Origin of the sequence: Photorhabdus noenieputensis (genome assembly GCF_018448935.1) — a bacterium.
Taxonomy (GTDB): Bacteria; Pseudomonadota; Gammaproteobacteria; order Enterobacterales; family Enterobacteriaceae; genus Photorhabdus; species Photorhabdus noenieputensis.
This window is the reverse complement of the sequence record NZ_RCWC01000025.1, coordinates 1-26,005: the sequence shown is the minus strand read 5'-3', so window position 1 is coordinate 26,005 and position 26,005 is coordinate 1. Positions and strand designations below refer to the sequence as shown.

Below are 26,005 nucleotides of genomic sequence, written 5' to 3'. Positions count from 1 at the left end.
TTCAATTTCACAAACCTGAACTGATATATAAAGAAGAGAGAAATCTATGAGCGTAGCGCCTGTAGTCGACGTACTGCAAGGCCGGGTTGCGGTTGATAGTGAAGTCACCGTTCGCGGCTGGATACGTACAAGGAGAGATTCTAAAGCTGGCATCTCCTTCCTCGCCGTCTATGACGGTTCCTGCTTTAATCCATTACAGGCCGTCGTTAATAATAATTTGCCTAACTATCAGGATGAAATTCTGCATTTAACTACCGGCTGTTCTGTCGAAGTGACAGGGACAGTCGTTGCTTCCCTTGGTCAAGGGCAGAATTTTGAACTGCAAGCGACCCAAGTCGTGGTGATCGGCATGGTTGAAGATCCTGACACCTATCCAATGGCCGCTAAACGCCACAGCATTGAATACCTGCGTGAAGTCGCTCACCTGCGCCCACGTACCAACCTGATTGGTGCCGTTGCTCGTATGCGCCATACTCTTGCTCAAGCACTACACCGTTTCTTCCATGAAAATGGTTACTTCTGGGTTTCCACCCCGTTGATCACGGCGGCTGATACAGAAGGTGCTGGTGAAATGTTCCGCGTCTCTACGCTGGATCTGCAAAATCTGCCGTTAACTGATAAAGGTGAAGTGGATTTCAACGAAGATTTTTTTGGCCGAGAAGCTTTTCTGACCGTCTCCGGACAATTGAACGGTGAAGCATATGCTTGTGCATTAAGCAAAGTTTACACATTCGGTCCGACCTTCCGTGCTGAAAACTCTAATACCAGCCGCCATCTGGCAGAATTCTGGATGCTTGAACCAGAAATCGCCTTCGCTAACCTCAACGATGCCGCTTCACTGGCTGAAAATATGCTGAAATATGTTTTCAAAGCCGCATTGGCAGAGCGCGCTGATGATCTACAATTCTTCGCTGAACGCGTAGATAAAGATGTCATCACCCGCCTGGAAAAATTTGTCAATTCTGACTTTGCTCAGATTGATTACACCGATGCCATCGACATTCTGCAAAACTGCGGCCAGAAATTTGAAAACCCGGTCTTCTGGGGAGTTGATCTCTCTTCAGAACATGAACGTTATCTGGCAGAGAAACATTTCCAAGCTCCGGTTGTCGTGAAAAACTATCCAAAAGATATCAAAGCCTTCTATATGCGAATGAACGACGACGGTAAGACTGTCGCGGCAATGGATGTACTTGCACCAGGCATTGGTGAGATTATCGGCGGTTCACAGCGTGAAGAGCGTCTGGATATGCTGGATAAACGTATGGAAGAGATGGGGCTTAATAAAGAAGATTACTGGTGGTACCGTGATCTGCGTCGTTATGGTACCGTACCTCACTCTGGGTTCGGACTGGGCTTTGAACGGCTGGTTGCTTACGTGACCGGTGTGCCAAATGTACGTGATGTTATCCCATTCCCGCGCACACCAAGAAGCGCAAACTTCTAATGATTGCGTAAAACAAACATTAAAAAATCATTATGTATAAAGCCAGCGAAAGCTGGCTTTTTTTATGCTTCCAATTCAAGACACGATCAAAAATCCCATTTCATTTACATTTTGCAATATATTGTTTTCACTTTATTACAAAAATCGTCACTTTGTATCAATTAAATGATAGATAAAATCCATAGCTAATGAAAAACTGTGCCCCGACTCGGACATCACGATATTTTCATAAATAATTTCAACGAGTTTCTTAAAGGAATTATTTCTGTCAGTAACAAATGTCCGAATAACACCAATGATGGTAATTAACAATTGTAATTAAACGAAGGTAACAATAATGAAGGGTAGTATTTTTTCCATGGTCATCCCAGTGCTGTTGACTGCTGGTGTAGCAAATGCCGCTGAAATTTATAACAAAAACGGTAATAAACTGGATCTCTATGGCAAAGTTGATGCACGTCATCAATTCTCTAAAATTACCCAAAGCGCAGGTGATTCCTCTATCTATAGTGAAGATGGAGATGCAAGCTACATTCGTTTGGGCTTCAGAGGTGAAACCCAAATCAATGACCAACTAACGGGTTATGGCCGTTGGGAATACAATATTCAGGCTAACCAAGCTGAGGGAAATGATTCCGGAGGTAATCAAACTCGTTTAGCCTTTGCTGGCTTAAAATTTGCCAAATATGGTTCTCTGGATTATGGCCGTAATTATGGAGTTCTTTATGACGTCAATGCTTGGACTGACGTACTGCCAGTATTCGGCGCTGATTCCATGTCGCAGGCTGACACCTACATGACTAATCGTGCTACTGGTGTCTTGACTTATCGCAATACGGATTTCTTTGGCCTAGTTGATGGTCTGAACTTCGCCCTGCAATACCAAGGTAAGAACGACGAAGACAGCAACAACGGCCGCAATTCGATCCGTAAGCACAGTGGTGAACGCAGTAAGCCCAATGGTGGTAGTAATGGTGACGGCTTCGGCCTCTCTGTTACCTACGATATCGGCAATGGTATCAGCGTAGGGGGAGCCTACTCCAATGCTGACCGCCCTATTACACATGAAAGGCTAGTTACCTCTGTCGCTCGCGGAGAAAGGGCTGAGGCATGGAACGTTGGTGCCAAATATGATGCAAACAACCTATATCTGGCCGCCATGTATGGCGAAACTCACAATATGACCTCTTTCGGCTACCAAGATTTCGTCTCCGCAAAAACCCGCAATATCGAATTAACTGCCCAATATCAATTTGATTCTGGCCTGCGTCCATCTCTGGCATATGTTCAATCTAGAGGAACAACTTATTTCACTCATCAGGACTGGGTAAAATATATCTCTATTGGTTCTTATTATAACTTTAACAAAAATTTATCCACTTATGTTGATTATAAAATCAACTTAGTACATGACAACTTCTACACCAAACATCTCGATGTCAACACAAATAACGCGGTAGGTGTAGGTTTGGTATATCAATTCTAACAGCCTGATATAAATTAGGCGGGTTAATAGGAGATCCAATTAACATATTATGGTGCTCGCTTAAAGCGAGCGCTACTTTTTTCAAGAATAATCATTATTAGGTATCTGTTAAAAAATGGTATATAACACATCGACAAGCATATCAGTAAGTTACATATAAGAGATATGATTGATGAAATAAACATCATATTTTACTCTTTTTACTAAAATAAACAGGTAATTTTCTTCCGCCACTGACTGCGGTTCATTTTTCACTTTTTTGAACAACTGGACCGACCAGAGCTCAAAAAACAATCTCTCATTTACATTTTGAAACACTTTGTTTCACATTCTTACTAAATTTTCTTTTTTATCGCATTTTGTGAGTGGATAAAAATAACAACCAATGAAACACTTGACAGCGAAACAGACGACACTAAACTCTCACAAATAGTTCCGTAGATTTTTAAAGAATTATTTTTGGCAGTGGCAGGTGTCCGAATAACACCAATGAGGGTAATAATAATGATGAAACGCAATGTTCTTGCAGTAGTAATCCCAGCTCTGTTAGCTGCTGGCGCAGCAAATGCAGCTGAAATTTATAACAAAGACGGCAACAAACTGGATCTGTATGGTAAAGTTGAAGTCCAGCACAAATTCGCTAACAACAAAAGCGGCGAAGATGGCGATAACTCCTTTGCTCGTCTGGGTTTCAAAGGTGAAACTCAAGTTAATGACCAACTGACCGGTTTTGGCCGTTGGGAATACAATATCAAAGGCAACCGTGCAGAAGGTGTTAACGAAGAAACCAAAACTCGTCTGGCTTTCGCTGGTTTGAAACTGTCCGACTACGGTTCAATGAACTATGGCCGTAACTACGGTGTGGTTTATGAAGTCAACGCTTGGACCGACGTGTTGCCAGTATTTGGTGGCGACTCAATGGCGCAGACTGATAACTTCATGACTGGCCGTTCTACTGGTCTGCTGACTTACCGTAATACTGATTTCTTCGGTCTGGTTGATGGTCTGAATTTTGCTCTGCAATATCAGGGTGAAAACAGTGACAACACAGCTAATGGCCGTGCCGACCGTAAAGACAACGGTGATGGCTACGGTTTCGCTGCAACCTATGACGTAGGTTACGGTATCAGCGTCGGTGGCGCATACTCTAATTCTGCTCGTACTTCTGCGCAAAAAACTGTCTATGATATTGATACCAATAAAGGTTCTACTGCCTTAGGTGATCGTGCTGAGGCATGGAACATCGGTGCCAAGTACGATGCCAACAATATCTACCTGGCTGCTATGTACGGTGAAACCCGTAACATGACCCGCTTCGGTGGAAAAGTTGGTAGCGAGAACATGGAAAATGTCGCTAACAAAACCCAGAACATCGAATTGACCGCCCAATATCAGTTCGACTTCGGTTTACGTCCATCTCTGGCATACGTTCAGTCCAAAGGTAAAAATCTGCTCGGTGACATCGATCATGACGGGAAAGAATCCAGCAGCCGCGATCTCGTTAAATATATCTCCGTTGGTAGTTACTACTACTTCAACAAAAACTTGACTACCTATGTTGATTACAAAATCAACCTGCTGGATAGCAATGAATTCACCAAAGAGATGGGTATCAGCACTGACAACGTTGTTGGCGTAGGTATGATTTACCAATTCTAATTACCGTTGGTAAATATATTTAGCTGAACAAGTTAAACATCATTAAGAGAAAGCAGCGCTTATGTGCTGCTTTTTTAGTCTTATGTTTTCCTTCTTTTTCTCACTCCGCAAACTGCTTCACAAGATTATCTTCTTTTTGCGACAAATAGTTGGCAAACTGTTTTAGCAGCGTTAACCTGACTACCCTTTTGGGCTTAACTCTGAGCTTTGGAATTACAAACATGTTTGAGAAAATTACCGCAGCGCCTGCCGACCCTATTCTTGGCTTAGCCGATAGTTTCCGTTCTGATCTTCGTACACATAAAATCAATCTTGGTATCGGTGTCTACAAAGATGAAACAGGAAAAACCCCTGTTCTGACCAGTGTTAAAAAAGCTGAACAATATTTACTGGAAAACGAAACAACAAAAAATTATCTGCCGATTAGCGGTTTAGCCGAATTTGGCCGTGTAACTCAAGAATTACTGTTTGGCAAAGATCACCCAGTCGTCACAGATAAACGCGCCCGCACAGCACAAAGCCCTGGCGGTACAGGTGCTTTACGTATTGCTGCGGATTTCATTGCCAAACAGACTAATGCTAAACGGGTTTGGATCAGCAACCCAACCTGGCCAAACCATAAAAACGTTTTTTCCGCCGCTGGCCTGGAAGTCTGTGAATATAAATACTATGACGCTGAAAAACATGCGCTGAATTTCGAAGACATGCTGGCAAGCTTGTCTGAAACTCAGTCAGGTGATGTTGTTCTATTCCACGGTTGCTGCCACAATCCGACGGGCATCGATCCAACCCCGGCACAATGGGCTAAACTGGCAGAAATGTCTGCGGAGAAAGGCTGGTTGCCTATTTTTGATTTCGCTTATCAAGGATTTGCCAAGGGCCTGAATGAAGATGCAGAGGGCCTACGTATTTTTGCGAAAAATCATAATGAACTGATTGTTGCCAGCTCTTACTCCAAAAACTTTGGCCTGTACAATGAACGTGTCGGTGCCTGTACCATCGTTGCTAGTGACAGCGATACAGCCGAAAAAGCGTTCAGCCAGGCTAAAGCGATCATCCGTGCGAACTATTCCAACCCGCCCGCTCATGGTGCATCTGTTGTCACCACCATTTTGTCAAATGAAGATCTGAAAGCAGCCTGGGAACAGGAACTGACCACCATGCGCGAACGTATTCAGCGTATGCGTCAACTGTTTGTCAATACCTTGCAAGAAAAAGGGGCAAAACAGGATTTCAGCTTTATTATTAGCCAAAATGGTATGTTCTCATTCAGTGGCCTGACAAAAGAACAAGTAGAACGTCTACGTGAGGAATTTGGTATATACGCTGTCAGCTCCGGTCGTATTAACGTCGCTGGCTTGACGTTGGAAAACATGGCTCCACTATGTGAAGCTATTGTTGCAGTACTCTAAATTAGCACTTTCCTTACTACGAAAAAGTCGCTGAATTTCAGCGACTTTTATCATTCAGAAGATTCGACGTCCGACACAATTGTGATGTTAATCTTATTGAGTACATCGGAATGAAGTTGAAATCCTTGAAGGGCCGGTTAAACCTACCGGAGCAAACGGAGCCATTATGTCCGTTTATTTTCGTGATCCGGATCAAAATCTGATTGAAGTCTCCAACCAGTTATAGTTGTCATCAAACAACTATCAGCCAGCCCTCAAATTGACACTTATACCCTATGGATTTCAAGATGCATCGCGACGGCAAGGGAACGAATCCCCGGGAGCATAGATAACTATGTGGCCGGGGTGAGTGAGTGCAGCCAACAAAGAGGCAACTTGAAAGATGACGGGTATATTGAACATAAACGCTACGCCACATCACCAACCTGATACTTCATCCTGTAAAAATGGATTAGTCTGCCGCTCATAACCTAGCGTCGACATTGGCCCGTGCCCTGGAATAAATTCATAATCATCACCAAGTGGCAGAAGTTTATCTTTAATTGAGTTAATTAACTGCTGGTGATTACCGCGTGGGAAGTCACTACGCCCAATCCCCCCTTTAAACAGAACATCTCCCATATAAATCAGCTTATCTTCATGATTTACAAACACAACATGCCCTGGCGTATGCCCCGGACAGTGCAATACAGATAAATCAACGCCCGCTACCCGCAGCTTATCGCCTTCATTTAACCAACGATCAGGTTCAAATGATGGGCATTCTTCAATGCCAAACATCCGACTTTGAGCTTGCAAGCCTTCAATCCAGAAAGCATCTTCCTGATGTGGTCCGTAGATCGGCACATTAAAATGTTTAGCGACTTCCGCTGTTGCACCAACATGATCAAAATGACCATGAGTCAATAAAATCTGGGTCAATTTCAGACCACGACGTTCTATCTCAGCGATCAGCTTCTCTGTTTCTCCCCCCGGATCAACAATTGCCGCTTCCTTACTCTCTTCATTCCAAATAAGGGTACAATTCTGCATAAAAGCAGTAACAGGAATAATTTGGTATTTCATTATTTCATTTACTCCATAGTCAAAACAAAATAGTTACTCACCAGATTACCATGTCCTGACGGGACCTGTATCAATATGAACGAAATTACTGTGTGGATAGTATCCTACCCCTCCCGCTTTCATTTTTAGAGCAGCCTTGCAGATACGACTAAGCTCAATACCTTCAATATGAAAATCCATCGCCCGCCCGCGAGTATGGTAACTCTGTCTAGCCACGCCTTTACTTTGCTTGCGCAACTGATTGTTGGTTACCAGTGAACGGTAACCAGAAATAAGTTGTACAGGTTTATTAATCCCCATCATCATTTGCAGCAAATAAATCTGATCAAATAATTTAGGATCGATAGTCTTAACTCTATTTTGACGATAATCTCGAAACAGATGATCCAGACGGGCCAGCTCTTCTTTGTTGTAACGATAGCCGTCAAAAAATTCGGCTTTAATCGTTTCACCCGTATGTAAGTTGTCAAAACGTAAAATCCGTGGATGCGGCGTGGCCAGAGTCGCAAAAACATGCCCCGGCAAAAAACTCAAGCCTAAAGTAGCAGCCCCCACACAAAGCCACTTACGGCGATTATGATCAATTATATCCATGAAGAAACATCTACTCAGATTATGGAAAAAATAAACCACCAGGCAACTGGTCACTGGTCACTGGTCACTGGTCTATGAGACAACTAATAACAAAAATTAGTTGCATTTAATTTTGTAAAGGTAACAACTTTGACAAAAACTGGGAACCTTGTCTCACACTATGATCGTAGTCATAAATATCGGTACGGTACTGAGGAACCCCCTGTGCATCTACCCAGGCAGTTAAATAATACAAATAAACAGGAATACGCTGTGGGACGTTGACATAAACAGTATTGCCCTGTTTCACAGTATCCGTCACTTTGTTTTGAGTCCACCCTGCATCTTTCAACAACATATTGGCTAATTCTGAAGCCTTGTTAATCCGTACACAGCCAGAGCTGATTGCTCGGATGTCTTTGTTAAACAGGTTATGGTTCGGCGTATCATGCAAATAGATAGCCTCCGAATTTGGCATATTAAATTTATAGCGGCCTAATGAGTTAGTCGGCCCCGGAGCTTGCCATATTCGATAAGGAAAATTAGCAGGCGTAATCACGTTCCAATCAATAGTGTAAGGATCGATGACACTGGCATCAGCACGCCAATTTGAAAAGATAACGTATCCTCCCCGTTGAAAATATCCGGGATCATTCACTCCCCGTGGTGCGATATCTTTTCTTGCCAGACTAGTTGGCACACTCCAGGGAGGATTAATCACCACATTATTCAGCACACTACTCATAATAGGTGTCTTACGGCTTGGACGACCAACGATCACTTTCGAGCCCAACACTTCCTGATCATTAAGATAATAATGCAATGAATAATCTGGAATATTGACCATAATTCCCGTAGACACATGGCTTGGGATAACACGTAAGCGCTGGATATTAAGCGCTATCAAACCTGCCCTAGTTTGAGGTGAAGTATTTAACCAATCTCTTGTGCGTTTACCAATTACGCCATCCGGCACCAACCCTTGCCAACGCTGGAAATTTTTTACCGCAGTCACCAGCTCAGGATCGTAAATATGATCTGATTGAGTTGTCAGTTCGCTCAACATCCCAAGACGAATAAGTATTTCTCTCAACACAGCGACATCAGAACTACTCTGTCCCGGTTTTAGCACACTTTTGTCAGAAAGCTGTGGCCACGGTTCACTATCAGCCAGTTGTTTCATCATCTCCTTACGCATATTTTCATATTGAGGATGTTGTGGTGCCAATGCTGCAACATAAGCGGCCACATTGTGATCAATAATAGCTCGCTGCCACTGATCTATAACGGCTGGTGAAGGTAATGCAATTTTGTATGGTGCAGTGCTTTTATGTGGTGTAGTGCTGCTATATAACATAGTGCGATAGAGCCAGCTTTGGCCCTGATGACCGACATCTGAGACAAATTGTAAATAACCTAGCATAGCATCCGATAAGATCAGATCACGTCCCATTTGACTCAATTGAGCATCATTGAGTTCAGTCAGCCATTGACCAAATCGCGGCTGAAACCCGGCCAATGCAAGTTCTGAAAGTTGTTGTTCAAAGCGTTGAACCGCGATTTTATCTTGCCACAAAGGTTGCATCTGATTGGAAGAGTACAAACTAACCAATTGGTCAAAGAAAACAGGCTTAATTTGTGCTGGTATCCAACTTCGCAACATTTCACGACATTCTGTTTCTGAAATTGTAGCCGTTTGAATTTGTACTTGTTCGAGTGTGGTTGTTTCAGATATCTTTTCAACCTGCATTTGTGGCAGATTTTGAATATCACCTTCAATAAGCCTACTCTGATGATTAGCTAAAGCATATCCAGCTACTATCGATGTGCTACAAATAACCGAAATACACAGTGGCTTTATCGCTCTTTTTACCATATCAACATACCCACCTTCAAAACATTCTCACGAGTTAATTTTAATTATGACAAACGCAGACTCTAATCAAAGAAAAACAACAAGTTATTTACATTGTAAACTATTTATCTGCAAAGGAAATATAATAAGCCATCGCCAGCCAACCAAACACAAAACAGCAAAAAAGACGCCAAAGCGTCTCGTCTATCATTCAAGGTATGCAAACCGCTTTCTTAATTCAGCAGAGAGACCTACCTGATAACAAGCAGGTCCCCAATTCAATGCTATTCCTACAATAATTTCTGATTTACTACATCTGATTTACTACAATCTGACTGTTTACTACAACACGACTATCATGATGAAGAAGTGCTATCACATGAGGCAGTACCATATGCAGCGAGAAATGACCGAACAGCGATAGCAATTCGCTGAGATTGCTCCTCTGGAGTAGGTAAACCCATGCCCAAAGTAGCCTTAAGCCTTGGCGTTCCAATGATGCCATCGATAAACACCTCTGCGGAGATTTTCGGGTCTACTATGTTCAATTTTCCCTCTTTCATCTTTCGAACCAGATATTCGACAAGAAAATCTACTATCTTTTTGACCCCCTTTTCATAATAGATTTTACCTAGTTGCGGAAAACGTTGGGCCTCCAGAGTGACCACCCGGTAATTCGCAATCATTGTTTCAGAAAGAATTACCGTGAAAATTTCCTCTGCAAAAATGGTTAACGCTTTCCCAATATCTGGCTCGGGGTTCATGGTCTTGTCCAGACCGCCTTCAACTTCTTCTATTCTCTGCCTAACAACAGCGACCAACAGCTCTTCTTTAGAAGGAAATCGACTATAATAGGTCCCCTTCGAAGCATTAGCACGTTTCGCCATCTCATTGATACTGGCACCATCAAAACCCCGTTCTGCAAATACCTGAGCAGCAATCTTTAACAGCTCGTTAACTCGTTCTCCTGAAATTCTAGAGTACGAACGGGTTCTTTTGTGATCTGTTTGGGCTTTAGGTGTATTTGTCATGTAAAAAACCTAAATTTTTATTGGTACCGAACGGTACGGTATACTATTATTAAGACTATAGCAGTAACACAACCGATGGCTGTGATCAAATGGCCCTGGCCAGCTACAGTCACCATGATTCTTTCAGAATCACATCGTACTACTTATGGAGAAAAAAGAAATGAACGTTGGAATAATTGGTTCAGGGATTGGTGGAGCATGCCTGGCACATGGCTTGCGCAAAAACGGAATAAAGGTGAAAGTCTATGAACGAGGCTCTGCTACGTCATCCATACTTCCCGGTTATGGAATTTACGTCGATACATTCGGCCAACAAGCAATGCAGGAATGCCTCCCAGAAACCAACTGGCTAACCTTTAAAAAGATTTCCAAGCCTGTTGGTGGACAGACAAGATTCTATGATGAGCATCTGCGTCTTCTGCTCTCAGCTCAGAGAGATATTCACCAAGAAGATGGAGAAATCATTACCGAGGATCGGATGTCAATCAGCAGATCTGAACTTATAGAAGTACTAAACGAGGGGCTCGCAGATACCGTTCAATGGAACAAAACGTTCGAGCGTTATGAACACATGCAAAACGGTAAAGTCAGGCTTTTTTTCACAGATAAAAGTCACGAAGATGTTGATGTTCTTATCGGTGCAGATGGAAGCAATTCAAAAGTACGCAAGCAATACCTCCCGGCGATAAAACGGCTTGATATTGGTGTCACACTCACCGTTGGACGTGTGCGCCTTACCCAAGCTCTCGCTGACTCATTGCCTCCCTATTTGCTGGATGGTTCGCCCAACAATATCGTGCCTAAAAGTCCTGGTGGATTGTTTGTCTCTCTATGGCGTGCTCCAATCAATACTCAGGTAAAAGCCACATCGACAGAAATTGGTGATTTTGTCATGTGGGCTTATGCAGCAGCAACCAACAGCTATCCGAATACGATTACTGATTTTCCTGCGGAATCTCTGTGTGATCTGATCTGCTCCCGCATTGCTTCATGGGACCCAAATCTGCATACCCTGATTAAGCAGAGTGATATGGAAAACCTCTCTGTGATTCCATTACGCAGTATGGATCACCTCTTACCCTGGCGTTCCAGCGCTGTCACCCTACTTGGCGACGCTATTCACAACATGACGCCAATGGTAGGAATGGGAGCAAACACAGCGCTTCGAGACGCACTTTTACTCACGCAAACGCTGACTCAGGTAGCAACTGGTCATGAAGGCTTAATCAAGGCGATTTCAGATTATGAACAACAAATGCGGACATATGCTAATGAAGCCGTTGAGATTTCGTTACGTACTGCGTTAAATGCAGCCGATCGTTCGATGATCAAGCGAATACTGTTCCGAACTGTACTTCGGGTTGCGCAAACTTTACCGCCAATAAAGCGAGTGCTATTCCCGATAACAAAATCTGCTCAACACCAGGGAAAAATAAAATTAGGTACTACACATTCTTTTAGTAGTACGCAATAAAGAGGCTTTCACTTTACCTCCAGACAACTTGAATAAACGATTAGCAAAGAATTTGCGGTAATATTACGTCGGATCAAGAATAGCATCTGGTCTTGGTAAATCAGTGAGAACTTCTTTTTGAAAAATAAAGACTTGATAAGGCAGAATCGATTATTTACCATCGTATCGGCCAGAATATCTTTGTCTAAAAAATATAATAAAATCCATGCCCGGATTATTTGGTAGGTTTTTTTCCAAATTTACATAGCCTTAACTCTGTACTATCCGGGCCATAAAAACTTAAGGGAATTATGTGTTTATAAATCTATTAATTCTGTCATTTATAATATCCAGATAATTCATTGACAATTAATGAAAATAATTAAAAACCAACAAGATTCATGAAATTAAATATAAATCAATCATTTAAGAAAAACAGAACCTTTATGCGTTTTATATTATTATATTTAACTCTCCGAGACCCTGTGCATAATTCAAATTACTTTTACACTTAAAAATCAATTATCATTCTTAGCTACAAACATCAATGTTCAGCAATATTTAATCATTTAACCTGGAGTATCATTATCTTAAAAATAACAAACATTCCATTAATAAAATCAGATAGTGAATTATAGATAAATTTATTATCATTATTATTCTTATATTTTCATCATTATTTCCACCACATCATTTATCATCAAGCATCCGGAGGATAATCGGCCCGCCAGTTTTTCTTAGCTCATTCAACACATTCTCACGACATGCATCACACGTTTCTAGTTTCCATATCCCGACTGATTTTCATCATCAATCCCAACATTAAACAGATGGCATAGATAACGACTGTTCAATGGCGTTTTCAATGCCCGATACCGCCGTAACCACCAGCATCAACATGCCACCAATCATAAGAATTGAAGCCAACAGAAATCCACGCGTCACTATCTGAACCTTAACGATCGTTTCATCCAACCAGTGCCGTGCAAACTTCGCCATTGATTGATCAAAACCCTGCAATCGTGACAATAACCTCAGGTAACTGATCGCTTCGTCATCCGGGAAACGATAACCGGTATCGCGCAATGCCTCACCAAAACCAGCCCCCATTGAAATATGTTCGAGCGTCGCCGCGATACGTACATACAGCCAGCGGGAACCCGCCTGTTCCAGCAGCAATTCCAGCGCCGATTGCAACATCATCCCTGAACGGATCAACAACGACACATTCAGTATGAACATACTGCCATGAATGGTTCTGTACAGTGACCACGGCGGAAACCGGTCAAGCACCGTTCGCAGTCGCCCCCCCAAAAAAGATAGCGATAACAACAATAAAATGATCAATATCACCAGAAATATCAGCGAATAAAATCCATAATCGTTGACAAATGTTCCCATCAAATAAAGGGTATAAGCCGCACCATCCCAGGTTTCCGGCTTAGAAACAGCGGCCAGTTTGGGTACCAAACTACCTGCCACAATATGCAGCAATACACATATCATCCCGATGAGTATCAGTGGATAAATAGATGTGCCAATAACAGCACTGCGGATTTTGCTACCCGCTTCGATCATGGCGATCGCATCCATAAAAGCGCTACGTATGTCGCCGGAACGCTCACCCGCAGCAATCACCGCGACTTCATTGGGACCAATCCATCGCTGTAAACTCTCCGCCAAAGTACTGCCCTGACTGACAGATTCATAGCAACTACTTAACACCAATGCACAACCATTGTTGGGTTTATGGCCTTCGTTGCTGGCAATATTATACATTTCACGTAATGCATCAATCAGCATGATACGATTTTCCAGCATCATGATCAGATGCCCGTAAAAACGAATTCGCGCTTTTTTACCAAACTGGATCTTCGCAAATCGATAGTTCAGACTTTCAACAAAATCGGTCATGGACATAGCGTTTCACTCTATTTGATGGATCGCAGGAATAATCGGCCCCATCACACGTTCCGCGGCACGAGGATCGATTATTCCGTCATTTATTTTGCGAATAAGTGCGTCGATCTTGCTTAATCCCGCCATCTCCGAGATCCAATAGCGAGTCGCTTCGTGATGGTGACCCATTCGATAAGCTTGCATTAAGCCAGGGGAAGTGCGTATCACTTCTGCGACTACTGTTCGACCCAAGGTACCGCACTGTTTACAATGGTCACAACCTTCCCCCTGTAGACAAACCGACTCCGGCTGACAATAAAGATTTAGTCGTTTCAACAGACGCTCGGAAACTTCTTGCTCATGCCCTCGCAGGGGAACTTTACAATGAGGACATAACACCTGAATCAGCGCCTGGCTGACCAAACCAATCACCAGCCGCGAATCCATTAATAGCGACTCCATCACAGCTTCATCCTGCAAGCGGGGCAAGATCGCTAAAGCATCGTTTGCATGTATCGTGGTCCAAATAAGATGGCCGGTCATTGCTGCACGAAATGCCATCTTTGCCGTCACTGCGTCGCGTATCTCACCGACCATAATCACATCAGGATCGAGCCGCATTGCATCCGCAATTGCCATCGCCCATTCCTGTTCGACAATCAAGCTATCACCTCGATCTCCGGTTATAGGCGATTGATTAGCACCTTCAATTTCATATTCGGGCGGATCTTCAAGGGTCAACAGATGAATGCCGGCTTGCTCGGTTATCATCTTCTGCATCACAACTTTCAAAGTGGTGCTCTTTCCGCTACCGGTCGCACCAGACAAGAGAACCACACCGGCCCGATGGTCCATCAGCTCTTCCAGTATCTGACACTGTTCCGGCAAATAGCCGAGATCACTTAAAGTGCACACCGTACCGGGGCTATCCGCATACAACAATCGCAGCACCATCAACATGCCGCGATCAAGCGGACGGGTATTAATACGCGCCCCGGAAAGTCCGCACTCGGCCAGAAACTCATCTTTCATTCGCGCACGCTGCGCCTGCATCGGTTTAAAAGTCGGCTCTGCCACGTCACACATACTTTGATAGATAGTCGCGCATAATCGCAACCCTTCTTCCGGCCGCAGTTGTCCTATTGACCGCAAATAACCATCGATACGGCAACGGATTTCACAATAATTACGGCGAGCAACAATATGCAAATCTGACGCACGTTCCTCAGTCGCTTCGCCGATTAAACGAATGATATAACGCTGAACATCCGATTCACTCCCTCCCAGTCCATGACTCTCGCTCTTACTGAGACGGTATAATTCCAATATGCTCCCCATGCCACAAGTGACAGTCTGATAAATAAGGCCATGTCTTTTGACCGTCTCTTCATAGGCCAGCACATGGGGATCAAGCCGGTGGGAAGCAGACACGGCAAGTACGCACTGCCCCTTTTGCTGCGGCAACTCAACAAGACATATCAAACTACGGTTAGCTAACTCTATTTCAAGTGCACCGCTCAAGGCAGATAAAACTTTTGCCCCCTGCCTGACCATACACAACAGATCGGAGCATGTTATTTGCATAAATATCTCCACCCATCAGTAATTAACGGCTTAACGGCAGCGGCGGTGCAACCATCAAGTCAAGACTATCCAACAACGATGCATCATTGGTAGCCGTAAGACCTACCTCATAGAATCGCCCCTGTTTGGAGAAAGTCACTCCCCCGGTATCAATGCGGACCACTTTATAACCATTCGGCAACTGTTCACCTGCTTTCACATCCATGATGCCGCCTGAACGAAGCCGGAGCGTAGCAGTCAGAACCCCATTGCGCCCAAAGATTGACTTAACCAGAGGCAGGCCATTATTAATGGCATCTCTTTTATTCACCATTCTGGAAATTTTATCGAATTCAGCCTGAGCATTTGCCCTTGCGGTTTCAGCTTTAAGTAACATCAAATCCGTCTGTAACTTTTCCAGTTGCGCAGCAACGCTATCAGTGGTTGCCTCTGGCAATGCAGGCTTCTGTGCAATATGACGCTTCGTCTGAGCTGCCGGTAACTCAGTAGGTGATGTTTGCGCATATGTCAGGGAAAATACCGACACCACAAATAGACTGATTATAAGCTGGCTAATTTTTTGCATAGAAAACTCCACTCAGCTTCCACTCAGGAAAACCATCAGATAACACAACTCTGGCACTGGTCACTCTCAATCCGGGGAGCGGTTTACCTGAAAACAGTGCATCTGGCGCTAATTGAGAAGTCAGTGTCCAGTTATAAGTCTGCCAATCAGGATTGGCCCACACGCGTGTTTCGCCTTCCTGCAAAAGGGGCGGAGGCGGCGGTAAAACGGAAGCTCCCTCAGTCAAAGTTGGAGGCGGCAAACCTAGCGCCTGAAAATAAGACATCAGCTCAACCAGCGCCTGATCTGACGACTGCAACACATCGTCGTTATTTTCCTGATCATGACTCTGCGACTGCTCAAACGGTATCAATACCTGTGCCTGCTCCCCACCATTGGAAATCACCGGGCCAGCCCGGAAAATATTGATAGCAGCAACCTGAAAAATATTGATCGGCATCCCATCATGACGCTGATAACTCACAGAAACCGCATTAGCATCCAGCATAATGACTTCAATCTGCCAACCCGCGAGCGATAAGGGAACCTTGGCTAAAACTTTATTCCATGCAGAAAACTGCGACTCCATTGTTGGTTGCGCAAGCCACGGATGCGGCGGTGGAACTTCCACCACCTCATTAGATAAATCCGGTGGCCTTATCTCTGTATTCTGCTTATAGATGTGCCACATCCACCAACCACCAGCTAATAAGAACGCAGTACCTACGGTCATGGCAAAGAGCTTAATTTGGTACTTCGACATTTCGCCGGTTAAACTCTCAAGCTGACCAACAGATTTTCTCAATGCAGACTGCGGTAACAGTTGCGCCAAGGGAACCTCCGACCACGGCGATTCAAACTCCTTCGGCGCATAAATCGCATTCCACACCCCATTGGCACCCTCTACCAACTGTACCGTATCACGCAATTTCGCTTCGATTTCTTCACGAGTGCCGATCAAATCACGTCCTGCCATTATCGCGCCCTGATGTACCGCTACCAATGCATAATGTCCATCAGGCAAATGAAACGCACCTATCCAGTTAGGTTTATCCACCGCTTTAGCAAGAACCGCCGCCAATGAATAACAACCCGGTACTCCTGCCTCCTTTGGTACATACCCGACCTGGATACTTCGTCCAGCACGATGCCGGACAGCCAGGGTAAACCCTGCGGCAATCCCATTTTTACGTATGTGAGAACGTGTTAACACAGTGACAGGCGGTCGCCAGATAATGCCTGCGACCAAAGTCTTACCATATAGCTTGATTTGCATAACGCGCTCCGCGCCTGTTTCAGTCTGGGCCATTTTTCAATCTACCACTAATTTTTCAATCTACCACTATAGGAGTAATCATGACTACGATCACATTATGGTTTCTTTTACCCTGACGGCTCCCACCTAAGAATTGATTATCCGGGCTACCCAAACCATTACGATCACTGGTATCTGACTGCTGTTCGAACCCTGACAGCACCAGCGTTTCACCTGAATGTAGTCTCACTTTCTGACTAAATGCGCGTAAATCTATTGTCGGCAACTGCACCTGACCGGTCTCTTTCTCGCCGAATTTCTCCAGCCTCTTTAAATCGCTCAAACTAATGTTGTACTGCAACAATATTTGCTTGTCGGCCATTGCATAAGGCAGCATCAACATATTAAAGCCTGTCGTCACTGTCGCAGGCTCGATTCCTACTGAAATGCCAACTTGTGGCGTTGAGGTACTAGAAGTTGATGAAACATAACCGGTCTGTGTTGCAACCTGCATCGGTACCGCTTGCAAATTCAGTGTAGTCACGGAAGGTTGAGTCACGATAGAGACTTTACCTTGGGTCGATAACGCCTTGATCAGTAAATTACTGTCACTAAATGGCCCCTTAAGAATATGAATATTGGTACTGATATCACGCCCCTCAGTGACACCGCTGCCCGCGCCACCCATTCCGATATGAGCGTCTTTATAGGCCAGTGACCAATCAACGCCATACTGATCAGCCCTATCGAACGTTAGGTTAAGGATCTTGACATTAAGCACTATCTGCGTTGTCAATAATTTGTTCTGCTGATCAATATAATCTTTAATTCTATCGAGTACCTCAGGTGAATCGGTTACCACCAATGATGCCGTCGCCATCGACAAAGTTAACTTACCTTCACCAGACGTTAGCATATTTGACACCGCTTTTTGGATCTCATCCATAACCGAACGGGTCAAAGAAGTCGCGAGAGTTTGGGAACTACCGCTGTTACCATTACCACTATCGTTGCCATTTAAGCCGCCGCCGAACGTGGCATTGGTCGTCGCTGTCACGCTGGAAGATAATGCATCCGTACCCGGCAATGCATATATTTGAAACACTCGCGTCTCTGTTTTGAAAATATGCACTGCTCCATTGTGTACTTTCCAATGCAAGCCTGACGATAAAATAACCGAATCAAGCAAACCTGCTAAAGAACCATGCCAATACACGTTTATTTTCATCTCTTCTGGTTGACCGCTTTCAGATATTGACTGCACGTTCGGATTGACAACAACCTCCTGCTCCTGACCATTTTCTCTCACTTCTGATGCAGGACTAGGAGACGCGGCAAACCGTGCATCAGCACTGATCACCACCGGCACGCCACAGATACGCTTGATCTTTTCCGCAAACTGACTCAGCGTCATCGGCTCAGCTTCCTCCAGAGTCAACATACAGGAAACCGTTTCCCCCTCCTTCTTTGATGGAATCTCCTTAGTTGATACCCAATAACCATGCTCATGAACATGTACCGCCGTCATGGCGGCAGTATTGCGTAACTCCTTAATAATACTGTTAGCATTTGCCATCTCAGCATCTGCCTGTCGATCAACATTAGAGATTGCTGCACAACCTGCCAGGCCAGTCGCTATACAGGGCAGCAATACCCATCTGGAAAACGTCAAAAACTGGATATGCATGTTATTACCCCTGAGCCTGTACATGAACAAGTCGCTGTTCCTGATAAATATCGACAACGAAAGGACGATTCGCCATCGCGTAGGCTTCGAACAGCTCGCTTACCGCATGGATAAACGTGCCATTAAAACGCAGACTAGCTCGGATAGGAAAATCATAGGAAGCATCCCATACCACTTGGTAGCCAGACCTGCTAGCCCATTCTTGTGTAACATCACGCAGAGTTTGCCCCGGAGTTGCTGTCCATACCGCCGCCACAGGAACGGGTGTACGCATCGGTGTTGCATAAACGGCGACACTTGACATACAGACAAGTACCGTAAAAACATATGTGATTATTTTGTTCATCGATCTTTCCAAAAAGAAAAAAAGTAAGCCAAACAACCTATTAACAAAGCCCAGTGACTCGAAGAAAGCCCGCTTGCGAAACAACAACTAATATTTCCAACAACTAGTATTTCCAATAACTACAGTATTTCCACCAGCGCGCCGTCAGATATAAACTTGCGAACATCATCCGGTAATCGTCTGGCAAGCAAACTCTCTACCCGTTTTCCTCTACCGTCGATAAGTCTGGAACCCTGCTTAAAACCAATCTGATCGGGCTCAGCACTCCATTTAAGCAATTCTCCGAAAGCGCCATGCAACAACCCATTGTCGCCGGAGAAGGTATTTTTGCGGAAAATATAGACATGAACTCCTGAAATAAATCCCCCCCAGAGACACTGGCTGGCAACGTTGTCACACCAGGCATCGGTATTTACCCACTCCATATGCAAAGCGGTTAATGCCTGCCGCATCTTGCGACTCCTGATCACGCCAACGGAATGATTATTAAGCAATTGCACACCGGCGGAAGCATAGTTACGAAACAGCGCGGCTACATCAGTCTTGGCGCGTACTGATTGCATACGCACTTCATACAACAACTCACCAAAAATTAGTTGCATGATAAATACAACGGCAATCCCAACAATCGCTAATGGCCACATTTATGTTCTCCTATTACTCTAGATTGGTTAACGCCAAATCATCAGATGCACAATGATGCTACTTATCAGTTATGACTTTTCAAAATATGGGCATTGTTTTTAGAAGAATGGAACACGCTGGCAATGTTATATTTGCGATGTGGTCCGGCAATGAATGACACTATGCAAGTTCTTGTATTCTTTAGATTTACCTTGGAGCTCGCTTCTGGATAATCCACCAGTCCAGATCGTTGAAAAACAAGCGGTAAATCAGACTCTTGGTTATTGCCATTTTTATCCGCTTCATACACAGCCAACACGCAACGCATACGATGGTTATTAGAGATCGGAGGAATAGAAACGGTGACTAACACAGGGGCATTTGAATTGTTAAAAAAAGGCTGACTGCGACGGTTTGCTTTATCGTCACCGCTAACATAATAGATATCTCTCTTACTTGTTATCCCTGACGACACTCCCGATGCAAGCCAATAACCACTGCTGATTACCGCTTGATTTGCCAATAACCGCCTGCCTCCACTGGCATCTCGCCATTCCAAATCTGACTTATCAACATTAATTCCCTGACACACCAGCAGTTCCCCCTGCTTGCTCATGGACAGGTTACCTAACGCAGGGCACTTGCCACCGACAAGATTTCCAGTTTGAGTATTGATCACTAAATTATTGCCAACAACGACGTTATTATCTGCATGAATATCACCGGCAGCCAAAGTCCCTTTATTACCGGGATTGGCATTACCATCAAGGATAAACAACGTGCCATGCTCTGGATTGACAACCACTTCACCGTCGCTATTTTGTTCAATATAGGAGGGTTTTCCCTGAGAACGGGCAGAGAAGACGATCTTGTTCACACCATTAACTATGCCAGGGCCTTGCATCGACAGCATATCCACCTGCTCAAGACCATGCCCCCCCATGTTGATGCTGGTTTCCATCCTATTCCATTCTGGATGCCCGCCTATTTTTTGGCGATGAAGCAAATCGCCCGCCAATGTCCCTGGGCCATAGATTGACGCATCCCGCATGAAGGGAGCATAAAAAATACGGCCAATTTCCTTGGGTTGTTCACTGAAAAAACCAGCAAAAGATTCAGGCGCATTGACCTGACCATAACTATTCCAATAAGTGGCCGGATTACGATGATCCCGATTTCTGTAATCCAGATACAGGCCACCAACCCCAATCAATTGCGCAATCTTCATTGAATGTTTAGCAACATTTGGCTGTTTTCCATTAGCCATTGCCGGAACGGTATAAACCAACGGATCAATGCGTTTCTTTCCATTAGGCAACATGACAACTCGTAATACGCCATCATATTTCTGACCAAGCGGATTAACCGTATTCTGATCCAGCCCCGGGGGTAAATAGGGGATCACCTCTGCCCAATTAATTGGTGTTGGAGTGGGTCCACGACTTAGCGCGACATAATTGTCATTAACATAATCCACCACCGCATCACCAAGATGCTGGATCTGCCCGGCGACAACCTGATTCACCAGCATGTCACTCTGTCGGTTTAGATAAACCACACCAACCACCATCATTGATGCCAGAACTATCAGTGCAACAGTCACTTCCAGCAAAGTGAAGCCTGCATCATGGCGGCTTATCATCAATACAGATACAGACTCATCATCATGCATAAATAGTCCTTCTTAATAGTAAGCAAGAAAATCTATTCCATCCGATAAACTATTTATCCCCATAGCGATCCCGCCCAAGGGAACTGCGCTGCGGCCTATTCAACTGCGGCCCACTTATGTCTGGCTACCGATTGAAAAGCGCCACAATCAATCCAGCGGCTGCCAGACCTGGGCCGAAAGGTATCTGTGGTGCCGTTCTCATTCCGTATAGTCGCCAAATCGTCAGATAACTTATTAGAGTGAAACTTGCTGCCAGCAAAATCATTAATGGGAGCGCTTCCACCCCCAACCAGGCACCAAGCGCTGCCAGAAATTTAGCATCTCCCATTCCCAACGCATCACGCTGGACCCATTGCCGGGCAATCCACGCCACCAGCCTGAAAAACAGATATCCACAAACCGCGCCACTGACGGCCAAAGGTAATGCCACAAATCCGGCAGAATGCAGATTGAACAGCAACCCTAACCACAGCAAAGAAAGCGTCAGTTGATCGGGCAGCAGCAGATGTTCGAAATCAATGATCGCCAGTGCGATCAGCATCGAACTCAGCACCAATACCCCCAACAACCCGTAACTCCACCCCAGATCCAAAGCCAATAAAGAAAAGAGTACTGCTACCGCGCCTTCAACCAATGGATAGCGTATAGAAATCGTACCGTTACAGTATCGACAGAGCCCTTTCTGGTACAAATAGCTCAACAGGGGAATATTATCGCGGGCCGCTAACACGTGGCTGCAACGTGGACAATGAGAACGGGGAAAACAGAGATTAAAGTCGGCAGCCTCGCTATTGATTTCGGAGAAAATCATCATCGGCAAGCGGCAGATCACCACATTAAGAAAACTTCCGACACACAACCCTAGCAACCCGGATGCCAGGACCAAACACCCAGTAGAAGATTGCAACCACCCTATCATCATGATGATCTCCCGGCAGATTCAGCACACAACGAACCGCATTGGATAAGGGAAACAACAACAAAACCAGTGAAACCGGCTGCTTCCCTCACCAAGAAAATGCAACTTGAGAAGCCTTCACTAAGCCACATATCACATCAAAACAATCAATGTCTAAAATTAATGCCCTAACTGGCAGAAACAAGCGTCACGGTATTTGCATCATTGGCATTACATGCTGATTCAATTTGTGCCAAAGTCGAATCTGGTTTAATTTCTATGCCAGACTGTTGCCCTTTCCCATTCCCAACGGTCATTTTCGACCAACCTGCAACCCGCAATTTCAGCGAAAGTTGCTGGCAAGCCTCATCAGGAACATTTTGATACTCAATCTTAAAGGTCTGAGCGGTGGCATCGCCCGGAGAAATGGTTACCTTGCCATTCCAGCTATTAAAAATAATCCCGGCTTTACCATCTTGAGTCATATTGGCGGGAACGACTTTGTAATCAATGGCAATCTTGTTATCCAAGCTGTCATAGCCTTTGGCACCATTTTTAATTGACTTCAAATTTGCGGCCATCTGAGTAATATTCGACGATTCGGTTGAGATTTCCGAAGCTCGAAACAACTTACCAATCCCGGCTGCGGCTGCGGCCAATATCACAATGCCGACAATCATCACAACCAATGCTTCAATTAGCGTAAAACCCGATTGACGCCTGACGCCACGCAATACATTGACTTTCTTATTCATGCTAATCACTCCAAAATCAAAATAAGAGACGCATTACCACTCACATACTCACCAAATGAAACAAAATATTAACGCAATAATAACACACATAAAAACATTTAAAACATTTTAGTGTTTCATATTGAAATTAATCCTATAGATTACAATTTGAAAAATAAAATTGTTTAAAACGTTCAAAAATCATACAAATGATCGTTAAAAACTATCAAATATTTTAATTTCCATTGTGAATATCGATTAAAACTGATGATATAGCCCATTAAAAAATCAATGGATTTTATTCTGCCAATTAGCTGAAAATGATAATATATAAATATTTTTTATATATAAAATTAACTTGTTGTTAAGACTTACTGTTGTACCGAGCCTGTCACAGATCATATTTTTGTAAAAAAGGGACACACAACAGCGCTCAACTCTGAGTGCTCTTTATTAAAGAAAAACGCCTTTCATTAACCAAAGTTTTTTAAATGCCGACAGCGAATTTTTGCTAGTTATTTATTGAGAAAAAACAGGGAATTTAAGCTTAAATGGAACGAAATCAACGCTAAACCGATATCTTAAATAACCTGAGGTTTGCTTAAGAAGGGAACTAAGTGCCTGAGGCACGATCAAAGTTTTTGTCAAAGAAAACAAAATCGTGGTACGCGAATATGACCGTATCGACAGTTATCATATCGCCGAGTTCTTCATTGCCCTGCGTGAAACCTATCCGGTCAGTCAGAAGGTTCATATTATCCTTGACGGAGCCGGTTACCACCGGAGTAAGTTGGTAAAAGACTGGGCTTACGTGATGAATATCGACCTTCATTATTTACCGCCATACAGCCCGAATCTGAACCCGATAGAAAGGCTGTGGAAGGTGATGAATGAACAGGTCAGAAATAACCATTACTTCGCCTCAACGACCTTGTTCAGGCAGGCAATACATCGCTTTTTTACGGAAATATTACCGGAACTTGCCAAGAACCTGTCGTGCCGTATTAATGACAATTTCCAGGTTCTGAATCCTGCATCTTCAAGTTAAGCGGGTATATAAATATAATATTATGTGAATCCAAGCTTTATTACAATTATTATCAATTTGATACAATTAGAAACACTTAGCAATACTTTGTAGGAAATTATTTATCTTTTCTGGTCGTGACTTATATTTAATGCTTGTTGAACAATAGAATTAATATAATATATACCCAAGAAACTTCAAGATGCAGTTTTTAGCACCTGAAAATGGTCGTTAATTCTAGACGTCAGCGAGTCCGCTATATCAGGTAGCGTTGTGGTGAAAAATTTGAAGACTTTGTCTCGAAATTCATGTTTATCAGAGAAATAACGGTTATTTCGAACCTGTTCATTCATGACCTTCCATAATCGCTCTATTGGGTTTAAATTTGGGCTATAGGGAGGAAGGTAATGTAACTCAATATTGCTAACATAAGCCCACTCCTTAATAAGATGAGCTTTGTTGTAACCCGCCCCATCCACAATAAGATGAATTTTTTGATGATAGTCAGGATAAGACTTTCTTATTTCATTGAAAAAACAGCAAATATTGTAGTCATTGATGGTTTGATATTCCTGGAACACCGTACGACCAATGGCATTCAGGTTGAGCGCGCCCATATATTCAGGCGAGTCCGGCTTCCTGTTGTCTTGACGGTTTTTTTCTCGCCTTTTCGCATCCAGCCATAACTGAGTTTGGTGCCTTGAGTCGGGTGAACAGTGTCAAGAAAAAGGATGGGTTCGTCTTTCGCGGTAACTTTAAGATTCTCATAATATTCAATAAATTGTCGCTGTTTTTCTGCGTCGAATTTATGAGGGACGCCACAAGGTTTTTTATAAGAAAAACCCTGACGGTGTAGCCATTTATTCATGCCGGGAATGCTAAAGGTAATCTTCCAGAGCTGAGCAACATAGGCCACGATTTCATGGGTGTGATGGAAAAGATGTTGAGATAAATGATTGATTAAAAAATCAGTTTTTTCTCGGGAAAGCAAACTATCAGACTCTTCATTGTCATATTTAAGTTTACCGTGATTAAGGTAATCACTGATATGGCGGTTAACGGTGGTCTGATGGAGTCGCAATGCCTGGGCGATCATCACAGAACTCCACCCTTCAAAAGCCAGAAGGATAGCTTTTATTCTGTCTCGTACCTGACCATCACGAGTGGTGTCGTGAAGACGTTCAAGTTTGATTTTTTGTTCTGATGTAATAAATATTTTCATGGCGAGGATAATGATCTCCATTTCGGATAAAATCAAGCATCTTCAATGATTACGGGTATAAATTTAATAATATTTTTCTTAAACGAAAAAATATATCAATAAAATAGATAAAGAATTAATATTTGCATTGAGAAAAAATTATAACGGATTTTGCTAATAATCCTACGTCTTAAAACGCCCAAAAAAGTATCCTTAAAAGTAAAAATAAACCTTGACTTATAATTTCAATTGTATACTTTTAGTACATAACACTATGTTAAACTAAATTTCAAAGAAACAGGTTACTTATTATGGATGCTTTAGATGAATTTTACGAAAGAAATCCTTCCGCCAGAGGATACTTGGATAACAGTACCAATGAAGAAAGAAAACTCCTAAAAATTCAAATGGATAAACAAAATGAGTTGATGATGCTTATGAACAGAGTTGCCGATAAATATGTAAAATGGAGTCTGGCCAAAGACCATTTTATCGGTGAAGTCATGGCCTATTGCCAAGAAAACACATCAAAGATAAATACCGGGGAGATCTC

General features: G+C 43.5%; 19 protein-coding genes and 4 pseudogenes. 8 read left to right on the top strand and 15 right to left on the bottom strand.

Going from position 1 to position 26,005, the window contains the following annotated elements; all coding sequences use genetic code 11:
• Nucleotides 1-46: 46 nt before the first annotated feature.
• The 5 genes and pseudogenes from asnS to EAE91_RS24300 all read left to right on the top strand — a co-directional run.
• Nucleotides 47-1,447 carry an asparagine--tRNA ligase gene (gene asnS, locus EAE91_RS15730; protein ID WP_214089325.1) on the top strand — a complete coding sequence of 467 codons (1,401 nt, stop codon included), beginning with the start codon at nt 47-49 and terminating at the stop codon, nt 1,445-1,447.
• A 337-nt stretch (nt 1,448-1,784) separates the two neighbouring features.
• Nucleotides 1,785-2,933, top strand: coding sequence for a porin (locus EAE91_RS15725; RefSeq protein WP_214089324.1), 1,149 nt, complete (start codon nt 1,785-1,787; stop codon nt 2,931-2,933).
• A gap of 504 nt (nt 2,934-3,437) precedes the next feature.
• Complete coding sequence (gene ompC, locus EAE91_RS15720; protein ID WP_280520290.1) at nt 3,438-4,592, top strand: porin OmpC; 1,155 nt, start codon at nt 3,438-3,440, stop codon at nt 4,590-4,592.
• Nucleotides 4,593-4,813: 221 nt separating this feature from the next.
• Nucleotides 4,814-6,004 (top strand): amino acid aminotransferase, encoded by a 1,191-nt coding sequence (locus EAE91_RS15715; protein ID WP_214089323.1) that lies wholly within the window; start codon nt 4,814-4,816, stop codon nt 6,002-6,004.
• A gap of 115 nt (nt 6,005-6,119) precedes the next feature.
• A pseudogene (locus EAE91_RS24300) lies at nt 6,120-6,230 on the top strand (VOC family protein); the annotation flags it as partial.
• A 191-nt stretch (nt 6,231-6,421) separates the two neighbouring features.
• On the opposite strand, the gene EAE91_RS15710 reads toward EAE91_RS24300, so the two are convergent.
• From EAE91_RS15710 to EAE91_RS15695, 4 genes are all read right to left on the bottom strand, one after another.
• Nucleotides 6,422-7,069, bottom strand: coding sequence for an MBL fold metallo-hydrolase (locus EAE91_RS15710; protein WP_214089322.1), 648 nt, complete (start codon nt 7,067-7,069; stop codon nt 6,422-6,424).
• A gap of 45 nt (nt 7,070-7,114) precedes the next feature.
• Complete coding sequence (mepK, locus tag EAE91_RS15705; RefSeq protein WP_214089321.1) at nt 7,115-7,663, bottom strand: peptidoglycan L,D-endopeptidase MepK; 549 nt, start codon at nt 7,661-7,663, stop codon at nt 7,115-7,117.
• Between the two features lie 106 nt (nt 7,664-7,769).
• The gene (gene ldtD, locus EAE91_RS15700; RefSeq protein ID WP_214089320.1) at nt 7,770-9,518 is read right to left on the bottom strand and encodes a L,D-transpeptidase; all 1,749 of its coding nucleotides are present in this window, start codon (nt 9,516-9,518) and stop codon (nt 7,770-7,772) included.
• 335 nt (nt 9,519-9,853) lie between these two features.
• Nucleotides 9,854-10,528 (bottom strand): TetR/AcrR family transcriptional regulator, encoded by a 675-nt coding sequence (locus tag EAE91_RS15695; protein ID WP_214089319.1) that lies wholly within the window; start codon nt 10,526-10,528, stop codon nt 9,854-9,856.
• Nucleotides 10,529-10,688: 160 nt separating this feature from the next.
• Here EAE91_RS15695 and EAE91_RS15690 point away from each other — a divergent pair, with 160 nt between their 5' ends.
• The gene (locus EAE91_RS15690) at nt 10,689-12,002 is read left to right on the top strand and encodes an FAD-dependent oxidoreductase (protein WP_214089318.1); all 1,314 of its coding nucleotides are present in this window, start codon (nt 10,689-10,691) and stop codon (nt 12,000-12,002) included.
• Nucleotides 12,003-12,803: 801 nt separating this feature from the next.
• On the opposite strand, the gene EAE91_RS15685 is transcribed toward EAE91_RS15690, so the two are convergent.
• The 10 genes from EAE91_RS15685 to EAE91_RS15640 form a co-directional block, all read right to left on the bottom strand.
• The gene (locus tag EAE91_RS15685) at nt 12,804-13,901 is read right to left on the bottom strand and encodes a type II secretion system F family protein (RefSeq protein WP_214089317.1); all 1,098 of its coding nucleotides are present in this window, start codon (nt 13,899-13,901) and stop codon (nt 12,804-12,806) included.
• A gap of 6 nt (nt 13,902-13,907) precedes the next feature.
• Nucleotides 13,908-15,464 carry a GspE/PulE family protein gene (locus EAE91_RS15680; protein ID WP_214089316.1) on the bottom strand — a complete coding sequence of 519 codons (1,557 nt, stop codon included), beginning with the start codon at nt 15,462-15,464 and terminating at the stop codon, nt 13,908-13,910.
• A gap of 22 nt (nt 15,465-15,486) precedes the next feature.
• Nucleotides 15,487-16,029 (bottom strand): type IV pilus biogenesis protein PilP, encoded by a 543-nt coding sequence (gene pilP / locus EAE91_RS15675; RefSeq protein WP_214089315.1) that lies wholly within the window; start codon nt 16,027-16,029, stop codon nt 15,487-15,489.
• On the bottom strand, nt 16,016-17,284 hold the full coding sequence (gene pilO2, locus EAE91_RS15670) for a type 4b pilus protein PilO2 (RefSeq protein WP_244868874.1): 1,269 nt from the start codon (nt 17,282-17,284) through the stop codon (nt 16,016-16,018). The genes pilP and pilO2 overlap by 14 nt, the downstream gene beginning before the upstream one ends.
• 55 nt (nt 17,285-17,339) lie before the next feature.
• On the bottom strand, nt 17,340-18,950 hold the full coding sequence (gene pilN, locus EAE91_RS15665) for a PilN family type IVB pilus formation outer membrane protein (protein WP_214089313.1): 1,611 nt from the start codon (nt 18,948-18,950) through the stop codon (nt 17,340-17,342).
• Nucleotides 18,951-18,954: 4 nt separating this feature from the next.
• Nucleotides 18,955-19,296: a toxin co-regulated pilus biosynthesis Q family protein gene (locus EAE91_RS15660; RefSeq protein WP_112876550.1), complete on the bottom strand. Its 342-nt coding sequence runs from the start codon at nt 19,294-19,296 to the stop codon at nt 18,955-18,957.
• Nucleotides 19,297-19,415: 119 nt separating this feature from the next.
• Complete coding sequence (locus EAE91_RS15655; protein WP_214089312.1) at nt 19,416-19,940, bottom strand: hypothetical protein; 525 nt, start codon at nt 19,938-19,940, stop codon at nt 19,416-19,418.
• Nucleotides 19,941-20,005: 65 nt separating this feature from the next.
• Nucleotides 20,006-21,592 carry a prepilin-type N-terminal cleavage/methylation domain-containing protein gene (locus tag EAE91_RS15650; protein WP_214089311.1) on the bottom strand — a complete coding sequence of 529 codons (1,587 nt, stop codon included), beginning with the start codon at nt 21,590-21,592 and terminating at the stop codon, nt 20,006-20,008.
• Nucleotides 21,593-21,716: 124 nt separating this feature from the next.
• Nucleotides 21,717-22,514 carry a prepilin peptidase gene (locus EAE91_RS15645; RefSeq protein WP_214089310.1) on the bottom strand — a complete coding sequence of 266 codons (798 nt, stop codon included), beginning with the start codon at nt 22,512-22,514 and terminating at the stop codon, nt 21,717-21,719.
• A 164-nt stretch (nt 22,515-22,678) separates the two neighbouring features.
• On the bottom strand, nt 22,679-23,245 hold the full coding sequence (locus EAE91_RS15640; RefSeq protein ID WP_214089309.1) for a type 4 pilus major pilin: 567 nt from the start codon (nt 23,243-23,245) through the stop codon (nt 22,679-22,681).
• A gap of 634 nt (nt 23,246-23,879) precedes the next feature.
• Here EAE91_RS15640 and EAE91_RS15635 point away from each other — a divergent pair.
• A pseudogene (locus EAE91_RS15635) lies at nt 23,880-24,272 on the top strand (IS630 family transposase); the annotation flags it as partial.
• 176 nt (nt 24,273-24,448) lie between these two features.
• On the opposite strand, the pseudogene EAE91_RS15630 reads toward EAE91_RS15635, so the two are convergent.
• Nucleotides 24,449-25,347, bottom strand: a pseudogene (locus tag EAE91_RS15630) (IS630 family transposase).
• Nucleotides 25,348-25,763: 416 nt separating this feature from the next.
• Between EAE91_RS15630 and EAE91_RS15625 the strand changes: the two are divergent.
• Nucleotides 25,764-26,005, top strand: a pseudogene (locus EAE91_RS15625) (DUF4225 domain-containing protein); the annotation flags it as partial.

Bases quoted from the DNA above. Each gene is read 5' to 3' on its own strand.
- asnS (WP_214089325.1), top strand. From the start codon at position 47: ATGAGCGTAGCGCCTGTAGTCGACGTACTGCAAGGCCGGGTTGCGGTT.
- EAE91_RS15725 (WP_214089324.1), top strand. From the start codon at position 1,785: ATGAAGGGTAGTATTTTTTCCATGGTCATCCCAGTGCTGTTGACTGCT.
- ompC (WP_280520290.1), top strand. From the start codon at position 3,438: ATGATGAAACGCAATGTTCTTGCAGTAGTAATCCCAGCTCTGTTAGCT.
- EAE91_RS15715 (WP_214089323.1), top strand. From the start codon at position 4,814: ATGTTTGAGAAAATTACCGCAGCGCCTGCCGACCCTATTCTTGGCTTA.
- EAE91_RS15710 (WP_214089322.1), bottom strand. From the start codon at position 7,069: ATGAAATACCAAATTATTCCTGTTACTGCTTTTATGCAGAATTGTACC.
- mepK (WP_214089321.1), bottom strand. From the start codon at position 7,663: ATGGATATAATTGATCATAATCGCCGTAAGTGGCTTTGTGTGGGGGCT.
- ldtD (WP_214089320.1), bottom strand. From the start codon at position 9,518: ATGGTAAAAAGAGCGATAAAGCCACTGTGTATTTCGGTTATTTGTAGC.
- EAE91_RS15695 (WP_214089319.1), bottom strand. From the start codon at position 10,528: ATGACAAATACACCTAAAGCCCAAACAGATCACAAAAGAACCCGTTCG.
- EAE91_RS15690 (WP_214089318.1), top strand. From the start codon at position 10,689: ATGAACGTTGGAATAATTGGTTCAGGGATTGGTGGAGCATGCCTGGCA.
- EAE91_RS15685 (WP_214089317.1), bottom strand. From the start codon at position 13,901: ATGTCCATGACCGATTTTGTTGAAAGTCTGAACTATCGATTTGCGAAG.
- EAE91_RS15680 (WP_214089316.1), bottom strand. From the start codon at position 15,464: ATGCAAATAACATGCTCCGATCTGTTGTGTATGGTCAGGCAGGGGGCA.
- pilP (WP_214089315.1), bottom strand. From the start codon at position 16,029: ATGCAAAAAATTAGCCAGCTTATAATCAGTCTATTTGTGGTGTCGGTA.
- pilO2 (WP_244868874.1), bottom strand. From the start codon at position 17,284: ATGCAAATCAAGCTATATGGTAAGACTTTGGTCGCAGGCATTATCTGG.
- pilN (WP_214089313.1), bottom strand. From the start codon at position 18,950: ATGCATATCCAGTTTTTGACGTTTTCCAGATGGGTATTGCTGCCCTGT.
- EAE91_RS15660 (WP_112876550.1), bottom strand. From the start codon at position 19,296: ATGAACAAAATAATCACATATGTTTTTACGGTACTTGTCTGTATGTCA.
- EAE91_RS15655 (WP_214089312.1), bottom strand. From the start codon at position 19,940: ATGTGGCCATTAGCGATTGTTGGGATTGCCGTTGTATTTATCATGCAA.
- EAE91_RS15650 (WP_214089311.1), bottom strand. From the start codon at position 21,592: ATGCATGATGATGAGTCTGTATCTGTATTGATGATAAGCCGCCATGAT.
- EAE91_RS15645 (WP_214089310.1), bottom strand. From the start codon at position 22,514: ATGATGATAGGGTGGTTGCAATCTTCTACTGGGTGTTTGGTCCTGGCA.
- EAE91_RS15640 (WP_214089309.1), bottom strand. From the start codon at position 23,245: ATGAATAAGAAAGTCAATGTATTGCGTGGCGTCAGGCGTCAATCGGGT.